Origin of the sequence: Streptomyces sp. NPDC094147 (assembly GCF_044764265.1) — a bacterium.
Taxonomy (GTDB): Bacteria; Actinomycetota; Actinomycetes; order Streptomycetales; family Streptomycetaceae; genus Streptomyces.
This window is the reverse complement of sequence record NZ_JBIWHT010000060.1, coordinates 1-13,515: the sequence shown is the minus strand read 5'-3', so window position 1 is coordinate 13,515 and position 13,515 is coordinate 1. Positions and strand designations below refer to the sequence as shown.

General features: G+C 70.2%; 12 protein-coding genes. All 12 read left to right on the top strand.

Translation table 11 applies throughout. The features are described 5' to 3' along the window. Positions 1–523 (top strand): transposase family protein (locus tag ACIQ8J_RS35145; RefSeq protein ID WP_403278079.1); only part of this gene is annotated, 523 nt, incomplete at its 5' end. Between the two features lie 586 nt (positions 524–1,109). Further along, positions 1,110–2,432 (top strand): PucR family transcriptional regulator, encoded by a 1,323-nt coding sequence (locus tag ACIQ8J_RS35140; RefSeq protein ID WP_403278080.1) that lies wholly within the window; start codon positions 1,110–1,112, stop codon positions 2,430–2,432. Between the two features lie 497 nt (positions 2,433–2,929). Next, a complete protein-coding gene (locus ACIQ8J_RS35135) occupies positions 2,930–3,904 on the top strand; it encodes a 3-oxoacyl-[acyl-carrier-protein] synthase III C-terminal domain-containing protein (RefSeq protein ID WP_403278081.1) in 975 nt (324 codons plus the stop codon). Between the two features lie 71 nt (positions 3,905–3,975). Further along, positions 3,976–4,893: a diiron oxygenase gene (locus ACIQ8J_RS35130; RefSeq protein WP_403278082.1), complete on the top strand. Its 918-nt coding sequence runs from the start codon at positions 3,976–3,978 to the stop codon at positions 4,891–4,893. Beyond that, a complete protein-coding gene (locus ACIQ8J_RS35125; protein ID WP_403278083.1) occupies positions 4,883–5,137 on the top strand; it encodes a hypothetical protein in 255 nt (84 codons plus the stop codon). The genes ACIQ8J_RS35130 and ACIQ8J_RS35125 overlap by 11 nt, the downstream gene beginning before the upstream one ends. Beyond that, on the top strand, positions 5,134–6,054 hold the full coding sequence (locus ACIQ8J_RS35120) for a hypothetical protein (protein ID WP_403278084.1): 921 nt from the start codon (positions 5,134–5,136) through the stop codon (positions 6,052–6,054). Before ACIQ8J_RS35125 ends, ACIQ8J_RS35120 begins: the two co-directional genes overlap by 4 nt. Further along, complete coding sequence (locus tag ACIQ8J_RS35115; protein WP_403278085.1) at positions 6,051–7,217, top strand: SDR family oxidoreductase; 1,167 nt, start codon at positions 6,051–6,053, stop codon at positions 7,215–7,217. The genes ACIQ8J_RS35120 and ACIQ8J_RS35115 overlap by 4 nt, the downstream gene beginning before the upstream one ends. A 14-nt stretch (positions 7,218–7,231) precedes the next feature. Continuing rightward, entirely contained in the window at positions 7,232–7,804 is a 573-nt protein-coding gene (locus ACIQ8J_RS35110; protein WP_403278086.1) for a ferritin-like domain-containing protein, read from the top strand. Positions 7,805–7,898: 94 nt separating this feature from the next. Further along, positions 7,899–8,777 (top strand): 4'-phosphopantetheinyl transferase superfamily protein, encoded by an 879-nt coding sequence (locus ACIQ8J_RS35105; RefSeq protein ID WP_403278087.1) that lies wholly within the window; start codon positions 7,899–7,901, stop codon positions 8,775–8,777. Positions 8,778–8,791: 14 nt separating this feature from the next. Beyond that, positions 8,792–11,125, top strand: coding sequence for an MMPL family transporter (locus tag ACIQ8J_RS35100; RefSeq protein WP_403278088.1), 2,334 nt, complete (start codon positions 8,792–8,794; stop codon positions 11,123–11,125). Further along, on the top strand, positions 11,122–11,736 hold the full coding sequence (locus tag ACIQ8J_RS35095; protein ID WP_403278089.1) for a methyltransferase family protein: 615 nt from the start codon (positions 11,122–11,124) through the stop codon (positions 11,734–11,736). The genes ACIQ8J_RS35100 and ACIQ8J_RS35095 overlap by 4 nt, the downstream gene beginning before the upstream one ends. Positions 11,737–11,750: 14 nt before the next feature. After that, positions 11,751–13,409, top strand: a complete 1,659-nt coding sequence (locus tag ACIQ8J_RS35090; protein ID WP_403278091.1) for an AMP-binding protein — start codon at positions 11,751–11,753, stop codon at positions 13,407–13,409. Positions 13,410–13,515 lie beyond the last annotated feature (106 nt).

Here is a 13,515-nt window from a genome sequence, read left to right as displayed (position 1 = left end):
CCGCGGCGGGCCGGTCCTGGTGGACGGGTTCCTCGCCCCGTGCCGGGACTGGAAGGCCGCTGAACAGCTGTTCTCCGCCAAGCACCGCCGCACCGGCGCACCGCCGCACCGGCGCACCGGCCGCAGCGTGCAGGTCATCTCCGATCTGTGTGGCCGGCTCCGGGCGGCGGGCGGACCTTTGCCCGGAGCCCGCCACGACGTCTACGCCTATACCGCCTCCGGCGCGGAGGCCGCCGTCGGCAGACGTCCCGGCCTCGGCGACAAGGGCTACCAGGGCAGTCACCTGCTGACTCCCTGCAAGAAGCCCCTGCACCGTTCGCTCACCGCGGTGGAGAAGGACTGCAACCGGACCCACTCCTCCATCCGTTCCGCGGCCGAGCGCTCCATCGGCCACCTGAAGAACTGGAAGGATCTTCTCCGAGAACTACCGCGGCCCCCTCGACACCCTCCCCGAGACCCTCGACACCACCGTCCAGCTCGAACTCCTCCACACCTGGACACCAGCACGATCCACCACTTCTGAATAACCTTCCAGGAAACCTCGGCGAACAGAGCCCGTAGCACCAACTCCCGTGGCCGGGGGCGGGCGATGTCGCTCACTGCGACGGCAATCCGCTCCGCACCGATGGTGTCTCGGCCTCGGATCTCCCAACACGGGGCGGTAAAGCGGCTCGTACGGCAGCGCGATCTCGTCGGGCGGGTACTGCACCTGCTTCGGCTCGGCCACCGGGAGCCTCGCTCGCAAGGCTCCAGCTGCTGTGGGCGATTGAGACATTTTTCGCTTCCGAAATCGTCTCACCCCGTCGTTCGAAGTTGCGCCCTCTCGAAGGAGATACACCCAATACACAGACTCACTATGGCAGTTATCCCGAGGAAGGGGGACCTATTCCCTACCGAAAGCCCCTTGACTCATGGCCAAGGGCATGATGACCACCCCCAGTTCACGGAACGTCAGGTGGGAGAAGCTCAATCCCCGACGCAGGGATCATTGAGCGCTACCAGCCACATCGCCGTGCGCGAGGAGGAACCCCGCCGTCACGCCTCGTAGTGTTGCGGGCGGTGGCCGTCGGCGGTGGATGGCCAATGTACGCAACGCACGGAGGGCTCGCATGCCGTTAACTACCCCCATCGGCGCAGTGCTGACCAGCACCGGCACGGATGACTGCCGGAACATGGCAGGTGGGGCGCACCCGATACGCCTGCCGGATGCCGGGACGCTGGGGCGGGGCGATTCGGTGGTCCCCCGGCTCGCCGGGGCGCTGATACCCCGGGTTCCTCAACTCGTCGAGGAGCTGGTGGCGGTGGCGCGGGAGCGGGACGTGCGGTACTTCGCCGATGTGCCCGTGTCCGACATCAGGCGTTCCGTGCGCGAGCACGCCCTCGGCTTCCTCCGGTACGTCGTGGAGCTCCCCGCGCCGCAGGCGGAGCTGCTCGCCGTGCCCATGGCGTGGGGGCGCTGCCGTGCTCAGGAGGGCGTGGCGATGGAGTCGATGCTGCGGATGTACCGGCTGGGCACCCAGTTCCTCTGGGAGAAGCTGTTCGACGAGGCCAGGGCGGAGTCGCCCGAGGAGCTGCAACGGCTCCTCGACGAGAGCGGTCTGGTGTGGGAGGTGCTCGACAGCTACTCGTCCGCGCTCGTCGAGGGCTACCGCGCGGCGGAGAGCGATGCGCACCGCCGGGATTCGGCGCGCCGGGACGCGCTCTTCGACGCCCTGGTCGAGGGGCGCGGAGTCGAACCCGCCGTCGCCGCCGAGGCGCGTGCCGCGTTCGGCCTGCCCGCCCGGGGACGGTTCGTCGTGGTCGCCATGGACGCACGCGCGAGTACACCAGCACCGATATGGTTTCCCGCCCTCCCTTCCCACTCCGTCCAGGCCGTCTGGCGGCTGCGGGCCGACCGGGTGGTGGGCGTACTGGAGTTGGGACGCACCCCGATGCGCCAGCTCGTGGACCAGCTCTCGGGTGGGCCCAGGCATCGGGTAGGTATCTCCAGTGAGGTCGACGGGCTCGCCGACATCGCGACCGCCTTCCACTGCGCGGAGACGGCGTTGCAGACCCTCCGGGCCGGGTCCGACGGCGTCGCCGCCTTCGACGACCGGCTGCTTGAGGCATTCGTGGTGACCAGCCCTCATGTCGCCGAGCGGCTCGCCCATCGCGCACTCGGGGGGCTCCTGGAATGCGTGCCGGAGGAGCGCAGCCTGCTGCTGGACACCCTGGACTCATGGTTCCACTGCGGCTGTTCGGCGGCCAGGGCAGCGGAGGAGCTCCACTGCCACCGCAACACCGTGCTCAACCGGCTGCGCCGCATCGAGGCACTCACCGGCGCTCCCCTGGACGACGACCGCCATCGGCTCGCCTGCCGGATGGCGCTGGTGGCGGTACACACCCTGCCGCAGGCCACGACCTCGCGTCCGGGAGTTGCCGGGACCGCCTGAGCGCTCCGCGGGAAGTGGCGTCCGTCGGCTGCGGGCCGATGGGGGGTCCCCTGCTCGAATGGAGTTGAGAGCTTGGGGGAGGCTGATCGCGCAGTTCCCCGCGCACCTTCAGGGCGCGGTACCGCGCCGGAATCCACAAGACCGTAGTTCACCGGCACTCGCCCACCAGACCCAACGGGTTACCTCCGGGAACGGCTGCCAGCCCCCGGCGGGGTTGCTCTCCCGAATCAGCGGCCCGCACCGAACTGTTGTGCTCTCTGCACAGTCGAACCCCTCCAACCCGCAGCAGACAACCATCGACCTGGCGGGGGCTGGAGGGAAGCATGGAGCGGGGGTTTGGAGGCGCTCGGGGGGTGCCGCCTGCGGCCGAAAGACCCATGTGGCTTGCTTCTGGATGAGCGCAGCGGGCTTCCCTGACCGGCGTTCCCGTCCGCAAAGGTGCGGACGGCGACGGCCGCGGGAGGCACCGTTCGCGAGGATGTGCTGGGGAGTTGTCAGTGGTGGAGGTCTTCGTCGACTCGTTCGTCTACACGCTGGGCGAGCGGAAAGCGCTCGTGTATGGGTCGGCCGCCGACGGCCGGTTGATCTCGGCCCCGCAGGACCTGGAGTCCGCGGGCTTTCGCTGGCACCACCTGTGTGCGCCGACCACCTGCGCCTATGACCTGGCGAAGCGGGTGACCGGGCAGCTCGCCCACTCCGGTCGGCTGGGCGAGGTCGACGCCATCGTCTACGCGACCTGTCTGCCCGGCAACGCGAATGCGGGCGACGTTGAGCAGTGGGAACGCAGCGGGGACGTCAAGCACCTCATGGACTTCCCCGCCGGCCGCCTCCAGGCCGACTTTGGGCTGTCCAAGGCGGTCGTCATCGGCCTCAACCAGCAGGCCTGCACTGCCATGCTGGGCTCGGTGCGGCTGGCCGGCGCGCTGCTCCAGGCGGAGCCGGAGTGGGAGCGGGTGCTGTGTGTCACGGCCGACCGCTTCCCCGAGGGGGCCAAGTACGAGCAGGCGTACAACTTGATCTCCGACGGGGCCGCCGCGTGCATCGTCAGCCGGACTCCCGGCGCCTTCCGCCTGGTGACGGCCCATCAGATCACCAACGGCGGGCTCGGGCAGGCGGGCGATGACGAAACGGTGGGCAGCTACTTCGCCTACACCCACCGCCTGGTGCGCGAGACCCTGGAGCGCGCCAGGCTGACCGCGGCCGACCTCGACTGGGTGGTCACCCAGAACACCAACGACAAGGCGTGGCAGATCCTGGCGCGGCTGCTCGGCATCCCGTACGAGAAGGTCTTCTTCTCCTCCATGCCGGAGGTCGGTCATGTCATCTCCGCCGACAACATCGTCAACCTCTCCGAGCTGCTCGCCAGCGGGCAGGTGCGGCCCGGCCAGCGGATCGCGCTGGTCATGGCGGGGTTCGGACTGAACTGGCAGTGCCTGATCCTCCAGGCCACCGACACGGTGGCCCGCCCCTGAACCGCCCCGGCGCCACCCGAGCGCCCGAGCACCCCCGGGCCCCCGATACGACCCACCACGATGAGGACCGCTTGAGTACCACGCACGACCGCAAAGCCCGGCTGGCCGAGGCGCTCGCCTCGCTCGGCCCGACCGTCGACCGGCTCAGTCACCTTTCGCAGCGCTCGTACCAGAATCCGTACGTCACAGTGGAGTGGCCCGACGAGGTCAGGCCCGAGGAGGAGTGGTTCAGCTCCCCCGAGTATCTGAGCCTGTACGGCACCGAGCACTGGGAGCGGCTCGACGAGGCGGCCCGGCGACGGCTCGCCTTCCATGAGGCCGCCAATTTCTACAGCCTCAACATCCACGGCGAGAAGGGCCTGATGCAGGGTCTGGCCGAACGGCTTTACCGCAAGGACCTGTTGGACGTCGCCGAGTACCTGCACCACTTCCTCGACGAGGAGAACAAGCACAGCATCTACTTCGGCGGGTTCTGCACCCGTTACGCGAAGGTCTACCGCAGCCGTCAGTTCTCCTTCGCGGAGTCGCGCGACCCCCGCCCCTGGGACGTCGAGGACTTCCTCTTCTTCACCAAGACCATGGTCTTCGAGGAGATCGTGGACCATTACAACTGGGTGCAGTCGCGGGACGTCCGGCTGCACCCGGTGGCGCGGTTCATCAACCACAACCACCACTTCGAGGAGTCACGTCACCTCGTCTTCGGCCGCCGTCTGGTGACCGCCCTGTGGGAGGCGTGCGCCCCGTCCTGGGACGACGCCACCGTGGCGGAGATCCGCGCCCATCTCCACCAGCACTTCACCACGAGATGGCGGGAGTACTACAACCCCGACGTGTACGCCGACACCGGCTGCGCCGACCCGTGGGAGCTCGCCGAGCAGGCGTGGTCCGCACCCGCCCAGCGGGCGCACCGCCGCGCGGTGTCGCAGAAGGTCCTGGGCTTCCTCACCTCGACGGGGATTCTCGACAAGGAGCCCGCTGATGCGTTCTGACCAGGAACTCCGGGACGGCCTGCGCGCCTGGGTGCGTACGAAGGTCACGGAGGGCGTTCACCTCGACGACCAGACCGCGCTGTTCGAGCAGCGGCACCTCCGGTCGATCCACCTGCCCGAGCTGATCCTGCTTCTGGAGCGGTTATCCGGGGCGCCCATCGACGTCGAGGAGCTCAACCCCCGGGACTTCCGGTCCATCGACGCGATGCTGCTCCGGTACGGGCGGGCCGGAGCCGCGTCATGAGCATCAACTCACTCGTCTCGGCTAACGAGTTAGCCCGGCTCGGGCTGTCCTGGCGGGCCTCGGGGCAGGCCGCGCTGCGCGGGCCGCTGCTGCGGCTCGCGGAGGCCTGCGACCGGGCGTTCGTCCACCTTGCCGGTCTGTGGCGGGCGGAGGAGGAGCGCCACCCAGCATCATTGTCGGCGGAAGCGCTCCAGCGGGCCGACTACCTGCGGTCCTTCCCGCACCAGGCGGCCTTCGTCGCGCGGTTGAGCCCCGAGGACGCCAACCTCCGCGCCTTCCTCGACGGCCCGGTCCTCGACCCGGCCGGGGCCGTCCGCCTCACCGAGCTGGCGCCCGTGTCGGAGGTCCTGACCCCGGCCGCCTGCTACCACGTCTACAGCGACCGCCAGGGGCAGGCGTTGGACGGGCCGCAGTACGTGACGACCCGGAACACCTGCTTCCGGCACGAGCGGGAGTACGCGCCGCTGCGCCGACTGAGCAGTTTCAGCATGCGGGAGGTCGTCTGCCTGGGCCGGAGCGAGGACACGGCGGCCTTCCTCCAGTCGGCCACGGCAGCCGTCGACGCGATATGCGAGCGTGTCGGCGTCGGGCTGGAATGGCAGGCCGCGACGGACCCCTTCTTCCGGCCGCGCGACAACCCGCGCTACCTCCTCCAGCGCGTCGACCCGGTCAAGTTCGAGGCCACGTACGGCGGCGACCTGGCGATCGCGTCCGTCAACCGCCACCACGACCACTTCGGTGAGAGCTTCGGGCTGACGCTCGACGGGGCGCCGGCGCACAGCGCGTGCCTCGCCTTCGGCGTCGAGCGCTGGCTCTTCGCCCTCGTCGACCGGCACGGCACCGACCCGGCGTCCTGGCCCGACGTGGAGCAGGCCGCGACCGAGGCGCGTGCGGCGCTCGGCGGAGGCCGGTCATGAACGGAACCACCCTCATCACGGGCGCCGACGGCTACCTCGGCCGTCGCCTCGCCGCCGCCCTGCTCGCCGAGAGCGACGACCATCTCGTTCTCGCCGTACGCGCCGCCGACGGCAGCGACCTCGCCGTCAAACAACGGTGGTTGAGAGAGGAGCTCGGCGAGGGCGCCACTAACCGCAGCCGTGTGGTGGCCGCCGATGTCACCCAGGACGGCGTGCTGGCGGAGATCGATCCCCGGACCGTGACCCGGATCGTGCACGCCGCTGCCGTCACCCGGTTCAACACGCCGCGCGACATCGCGCAGCGCGTCAACGTCGACGGCACCGCCCGGCTGCTGGCGTTCGCGGCCCGCTGCGAGCACCTCCAAAGGTTCGCGCTGCTATCCACGCTCTACTCGGCGGGACGGCGGCGTGGTGCCATCCTCGAGGAGCGGCTGGCCGACTCAGGCTTCGTCAACCACTACGAGTGGTCGAAGTGGGCGGCCGAGGAACTGGTGCTGGACGCGGCCGACGAACTACCGGTGTCCGTGCTGCGCCTGCCCACCCTGGTCGCGGATGACGACGACGGCCGCGTCACCCAGTACAACGTGTTCCACAACACCCTGAAGCTCTTCCACTACGGGCTGCTCTCCCTCGTACCGGGCGAGCGGGAGACGCCGCTGAGCCTGGCGACCGCCGGGTTCACCACTGCGGCGGTGACCCGGCTCCTGGACCCGGCGGTCCCGGGCGGCGTCTACCACGTGTGCCCGGACCCGGCCGACACGGCCTCGCTGGGCGAGCTGATCGACACCGCCTTCGCCGTGTTCGAGCGCGACGCGGGGTTCCGACGGCGCGGAGTGCTGCGGCCCGTGCCGTGCGACGAGGAGAGCTTCGAGGACCTCCTGAACGCCTCGGACCTGCTGCGGGCGGGCCCTCTGTACCAGTCGCTGGCGTCGGTCTCCCCCTTCGCCCATCAGCTGTACCTGCCGAAGACGTTCCACAACACGGCGCTGCGGGCCGCCTGGCCCGGCTACGCGGCGCCCGATCCGATCGCCCTGGCGCAAGCCACCTGCGCCCGGCTTGTCGCGACCCGGTGGGGCCGCCGGAGCGAGCCAGAACACTCGCCGGGAGACGCGTCGGGAAGGACGCCGGGAGACACGAACGAGCAGATTGGATCAGTGAGTTGAAAGGTGAGCCCCGCATGACCCTGTCCGAGAACGACCTCTGGCTGATCAGCTATTACCGCTCCTCCGAGATCAACGGCGCCCTGTTCTTCGGCCGCGTCGCCCGGACCCTGCGCGGCAGCCCGCTCCAGGCGGACGTCACCCACCACTTCGCCGACGAGGCCAACCACGCCAAGTACTGGACGCAGTGCATCGAGGACCTCGGCCACCACGCGCAGAAGCTGCGCGGCTCCTACCAGGACCAGTACCTCGACGCGGTCGGCCTGCCCGCCAACCTGATGGAGGTCATGGCCATCACCCAGGTCTTCGAGAAGCGGGTGATCGGCCAGTACCGGCAGCACCTGCGGGCGCCCGACATCCACCCGCGCGTCCGGCAGACCATCGAGACGATCATGGAGGACGAGCGGTGGCACGTGAAGTACGTACGTGACGCGCTCCAGGAGATGGCGGGCAGGTACGGCCAGGAGTCCATCGACGACACCCTCGCCCGGTTCACCGCCGCCGACGAGGAGGTCTACGCCAAGGCGCTGGCCGAATACGGGGAGCGGGTCGCGTTTCTCGGCGAGCGAGCGGATGGGGCTGGACGGTGACGCCGCTCGGTTCACTGCGGGTCGTGCGTGGCTGGTCGCGCAGTTCCCCACGCTCCTGTCGGGCGCTGGCCGTTGCACGGGCCGGTGCAGCACCGTGAAGCTGCTCGTCGTCTGGAACGAGCGGCCACTCTCCATCCACGTGCTGTCCCAGCGGGAGCGGGGGCAACTGGACGCCCTGCCTCGCCAGGCTCGCACCCGGTGGCTGGTCTCCCGGCGCGCTCTTCGGCTGCTGCTCGGCCTGCTGGGGCTGCCGCGGGACACCGCCGCGTACACCTTCCCGCACCGCCGGGTCTCGCTCTCGCATGTCGGGAGTGCGGCCGTGGCGGCGGGGGCAGAACAAGCATCAACTGGTCTGCATCTACGCGGAGTTGGGGTTGACCTGGAGCCCGACCGGGCGGCCCGGGTTGACACCTCCCGGTTCTTCCTCGACGAGCGCGAGCAGACCTGGCTCGCCTCGCTCCCCCACTCCGTACGGGCCACTAATCGGATGCGGCTGTGGACCGTGAAGGAGGCGCTGTTCAAGGCCGATCCGTACAACCGTCACACCGTGCTGCGCGACTACGCCACGGCCGATCCGGCCGCCCACCAGGGCCGGGCCCACGCACGACCGCACCCCATCACCAACTTCGCGTACGCGAGCGCCCGGCTCAACGGCGGCCATCTCTCCGGTGCCGTCGCCTTCGAGAACCCAGCCACCCCTGCCCGCCTCACCTCACCACAACCAGAAAGCGAGCGCCCTGTGCCCGCCCTCACCTTCGCCGATGTCGCCGAGCGCGTGACCTCGACGCTCTCCGTACCGGTGGAGAAGCTGACGCCCGAGACCAAGCTGCGTGAACTCGCCGCCGACAGCTTCCTGTTGGTAGAGATGGCTGTCGATCTCCAGGAGGAGTTCGACACCGTCTTTACCCAGCACGAGCTGCGCGAGGTCACCACGCTCGGCGAGCTCGCCGCCCTGGTGGGAGTCCGGCCCTGAGCCCCCGGCCGACCGTGCCGGAACGCTGGATCCGGGTGCTGACCCGCTTCCGGTGGCCGCTCCTCGCCTGCTGGCTGGTGGCGCTGGTCGCGGCCGGGGTGGCCGCGCTGCCGCTGGCCGACCGGCTGAGCGGGGGCGGCTGGTACGTACCCGGCTCCGGGTCGCAGCAGGCGATCGCGGCCACCCGGGCGGGCTTCGCCGACCGGGGCGCCAGCAACTTGACCCTGGTGGTCAGGGACGAGCGGAACACGGTCGCCAGCCCGGCGTTCGAGCAGCGGGTACGCGAGGCCACCACCCAGGTCACCGGCGACAAGAGGCTCCGGGTGGTGGGCAGTTACGGCTGGTCCACTCTGTCGTCCGCGAACCGCGGGCAGTTCCTTGGCAAGGACGGGCGTACCGCCGTCACCCTCGTCGGGCTGAAGCTGGACGACGGCACCGCGCGGCGCGTCCTGCCGGCCGTGCAGGAGGAGATCGACCACCGCTGGGCGCCGGACGGGCTGCGGGTGTCGCTGGTCAGCGCCGAAACGCTCTGGGGCGAGATCAACACGCTCAGCCAGACGGGGCTGCAACAGGCCGAACTCATCACCTTCCCGCTGCTCTTGGTGATCCTGCTGCTCCTCTACCGGGGCGTCGCCGCCGCGGTGGTGTCGTTCGTGGTCTCCGCGACGGCGATCGTGTTCACCCTCGGTGTGGTCTCGCTGCTCGCCCGCCACTTCGAGCTGTCGGTGTTCGTGGAGAACGCCGCCACGATGATCGGGCTCGGGGTGAGCGTCGACTACTCGCTCTTCGTCATCTCCCGGTACGTCGACGAGCTCGGCCGGGGCCGCGACCATACGGCGGCACTCGCCGCGACCTTGCGCACCAGTGGGAAGACGGTCGTCTTCTCCGGACTCATCGTCGTCCTGGCGATGTCCAGCCTGTTCCTGGTGGACCTCAACGTCATCCAGTCGATCGCGCTGGGCATCGTCATCGTGGTCGCCTTCGCGGTTCTCGCGTCGGTGGCCGTTCTGCCCCTGGTGCTCCTGCTGCTCGGCGACCGCATCCTGTGGGGGCGGCTGCCTGCACGGCGCGGGGCGCTGGGGCAACGCTCCCACGACGGAGTGCCCGGCCATCGCTGGCAGCGCGCGGCGCGGCGCATCATGCGGCGGCCGGTGCTGTTCCTGAGCGTCTCCGTCCTCGCCATGGCCGCGCTCGCCGCGCCCTCCCTTTCGCTGCGCACCTTCACGCCCGACGCGCGGATCGTGCCCGAGTCCTCTCCCGTACGGTTCGGATTCGATGCCATGCGCGAGCAGTTCGGGCCCGGCGCCGCCTCGCCCCATCAGGTGGTCATCACCTCAAGCGCCCCGCTCAGCACGTCGCCGGACAACGCTCGCGTACTCGCGCTTCAGGACCGGCTGGCCGCACTCCCCCACGTCACCGGCGTCAACTCGCCGCTGGAGACGCTGCGGAAGGCGAGCCCGCAGCGCCCGTTCGCCGCGCTCGACCCATCGGCCTTCGCCCGGCTTCCCGGTGATGCCCGCGCCACCGTCGACCGCTTCGTCTCGGCCGACCGGCGCACCCTGGTCCTGGAGGTTCTCGCGGACGGCCAGGCGTCGAGTCCCGGCTCCCGCGCGCTGGTCGCCTCGATGCGCTTGCTCACGCACGACCTGGACGGCTCGGGGCTGCGGGCCGTGGTGGGCGGCGAGACGGCGGAGGGCGTGGATGCCAACGCCGCGATCGAGGACGCGCTGCCCGCGGTGGTCGTGGTGATGCTCACGATGATCTACCTCCTGTTGCTGATCACCTTCCGGTCGGTTCTGCTGCCGGTCAAGGCGATCCTCATCAACCTGCTGTCCCTGGGCGCCACTTACGGTGTGCTGGTGCTGGTGTTCCAGCACTCCTGGGCCACCGATCTCCTCGGCTTCCAGGAGTTCGGCCACCTGCAGAACTTCGTGCCCGTCCTGCTCCTGGCGATCCTGTTCAGCCTGAGCACCGACTACGAGGTCTTCCTGCTCCACCGGATCCGGGAGGAGTTCGACGGCGGGGCGGACAACACGGCCAGCGTCGCGAGCGGCCTGGCCGCCACCGCGCCCCTGATCTCCGGTGCCGCGCTGCTGATGGTGGCGGTGTTCGGCGCGTTCGCGTTCACCGGGATCATGCCGATCCAGCAGCTCGGCCTCGGACTCGCCGTGGCCATCGCCCTGGACGCCACGGTCATTCGTCTGGTCGTCGTGCCCGCCGCCATGCAGCTCTTGGGCGACTGGAACTGGTGGCTGCCCGGCCGCCGCCATCCCATACGTCCACACCCCACCCAAACCGCCCAGCCCACTCCCAACTCCCCGGCCCAGAAAGGGATAAGCCGCACGTGAACGGCCCCGCGCTCCTCCTTCTCCTGCTGAACTTCGCCTTCATCGGCGCACTTCCGAGAGTCTTCTTCCGCCCCGACGGCCGGCTCAACGCCAAGTGGTGGCTGACGGCACTGCCGTTCTTCCTGTGCCCGGCGTTCATCGCGGCGGCGGCCCTCCTCGGCTGGCGGCCGCTGGTCACCGACGCCTGGCGCACCGGAGGAATCCTCGTCGCCGTGGTCCTGAACGTGGCCTCCATCGCGCTGATCTTCATGACCCTGGGCACCCATCGCATTCCGCTGGCGCTGTGGCACCAGGACGACGACGCCCCGCGGCACCTCGTGACGTACGGTGCCTACCGCCGCCTCCGGCACCCCTTCTACGCGGCGTTCCTGCTCGCCTTCCTGTCCGGGCTTTTCGCCTTCCCGCACGCGGTCACCCTCGTCCTGGCCGCCTACGGCTTCGCCGCGCTGCACACGACGGCCGTGGTGGAGGAACGGCGGCTGTCCGCCTCCGAGTTCGGCGCGGAGTACGTGGCGTACATCGGGCACACCGGCCGCTTCTTTCCGTATCTGGGCCGGATCGGGGCGGCGCAGCCCGAGCCCGTTCTGGCTCCCTCGGCCGTCGAGCGATAGGAGGAGGTGCCGCGATGTCACGTCTTCTGTCCTGGCTGACGGACCCCTACCCGGAGCGGGGTGTGCACCTGGCGGACGAATCGGACGGCTGGGAGTTCGTCCCGTACCGGGACCTGGCCGCCTCCGCCCGTCGGACCGCCACGGCAATGACGGCGGCCGGGGTGCGCCCAGGCTCCGTCGTCTGCCTGATCGTGCCGAGCGGGCGCGACTTCCTGTCGGTGTTGTTCGGCGCGTGGGCGGCCGGGGCCACCGTCTCTCCGCTCGTCCCTCCCTCGTTTCAGGCGGACGACGAATACGTCGCGTACGTCGCCGCCATCCTGCGGCAGGCCGAACCCTCGCTCGTGGTCACTTCCGAGGAGTTCGCGCCCCTGGTCGCGCGGGCGATGGACCGGGCGGGCCGGACGGACGGACCGTGGCTGCCCCGGGAAGGCACCGTGGAGGCGGACCTCGTCCCGGCCACCGGAACCGCCCTGCTCCAGTTCACCTCGGGCGCCACCGGCGAACCGCGCGGCGTACGGGTCTCCTGGACGAACATCGCGGCCAACCACGCCGTACAGCGCCGCATGGTCGGCTGGCGCGACGGGGACGGCACCGCCTCCTGGCTGCCCCTGCACCACGACATGGGACTGATCGGCTGCTGCCTCTTCCCCATCGCCGCGCAGTCCCCGCTGTGGCTGATGCGGCCGGAACAGTTCATCCGCGATCCCGCACGCTGGCTGGCCTGCTTCGCGCCGGGCAGGGCGGCCCATTCGGCGGCGCCGTCGTTCGCATTCGCCTACGCGGCACGGCGGATACAGCCGCAGCGCCTCGCGGAGCTGGACCTGTCAGGCTGGCGCTCGGTGTTCGTCGGGGCGGAGGTAATCGACCCGGCGGCGCTGGACGCCTTCGCCCGCCGCATGGAACCCGCCGGGTTCTCCCGCGACGCCTTTCTGCCCTCGTACGGCCTGGCCGAGAACACCCTCGCGGTGACCGGCGCCGACACACCGGCCGTCCTGGTCCGCCCCGACTGGGCCTCCCTGCGGATGGGGGCAACCGTGGCGCTCGAGGAAGAGGCGAAGTTCGGCGAGCGGCCCGTCGAGCCAGGCTCCGGCTGGCTGATCGGGCACGGCGCACCACACGCCGCGGACGACATCCACGTACGTGTCCTCGACGACGAAGGACACCCGCTGCCCGATGGCCGCCTCGGCGAGATCGCGGTGACCGGCAGCTCGGTCGCGGACGGCTACCACGGCGGCAGGGAGGGCTCCTCCACCCGGTTCGTCGACGGTGAACTCCGCACCGGGGACGCCGGGTTCCGCCACAACGGCGAGCTGTTCGTGCTCGGCCGGATGGGTGACAGCCTGAAGCTCCGGGGCCGCAGCGTGTACGTTGACGACCTCGACGCGAAGGTGGCCGCGGCGGCCGGCGTGGACAAGGACCGGGTGGGGGTAGTGGCCGTCAATGACCAGGGGCGGCCCGGTCTCGCCGTCTTCGTCGAAGCACCGCCCGGCCCCTGGGCACAGGCGGTGACGGAGCTCCTTAGAAACGAGCTCGGACCCGAGCCTTCCCTCACCCTGGTGACGGGCCGGCGCGGCCTGCTGAAGCGCACCACAAGCGGGAAGCTGCGCCGGGGGCAGATGTGGCGGTTGCTGCGGGAGGGGCGGGTGACGGGGGTGCCCGTGGCGGCGGCGTAACGGGGCGTCAGTGAACCTCTTTCATCCCCTCTCCTATGGGTGAAGGTGCAGGTCGGCGAGGGGGTATGTGACATGGCGAAGCCCCCGTCGTTGGTGTGGTGATTCC

Excerpts from the sequence above, each read along its gene's own strand:
- ACIQ8J_RS35115 (WP_403278085.1), top strand. The coding sequence starts at position 6,051 with ATGAACGGAACCACCCTCATCACGGGCGCCGACGGCTACCTCGGCCGT.
- ACIQ8J_RS35110 (WP_403278086.1), top strand. The coding sequence starts at position 7,232 with ATGACCCTGTCCGAGAACGACCTCTGGCTGATCAGCTATTACCGCTCC.
- ACIQ8J_RS35140 (WP_403278080.1), top strand. The coding sequence starts at position 1,110 with ATGCCGTTAACTACCCCCATCGGCGCAGTGCTGACCAGCACCGGCACG.
- ACIQ8J_RS35090 (WP_403278091.1), top strand. The coding sequence starts at position 11,751 with ATGTCACGTCTTCTGTCCTGGCTGACGGACCCCTACCCGGAGCGGGGT.
- ACIQ8J_RS35120 (WP_403278084.1), top strand. The coding sequence starts at position 5,134 with ATGAGCATCAACTCACTCGTCTCGGCTAACGAGTTAGCCCGGCTCGGG.
- ACIQ8J_RS35125 (WP_403278083.1), top strand. The coding sequence starts at position 4,883 with ATGCGTTCTGACCAGGAACTCCGGGACGGCCTGCGCGCCTGGGTGCGT.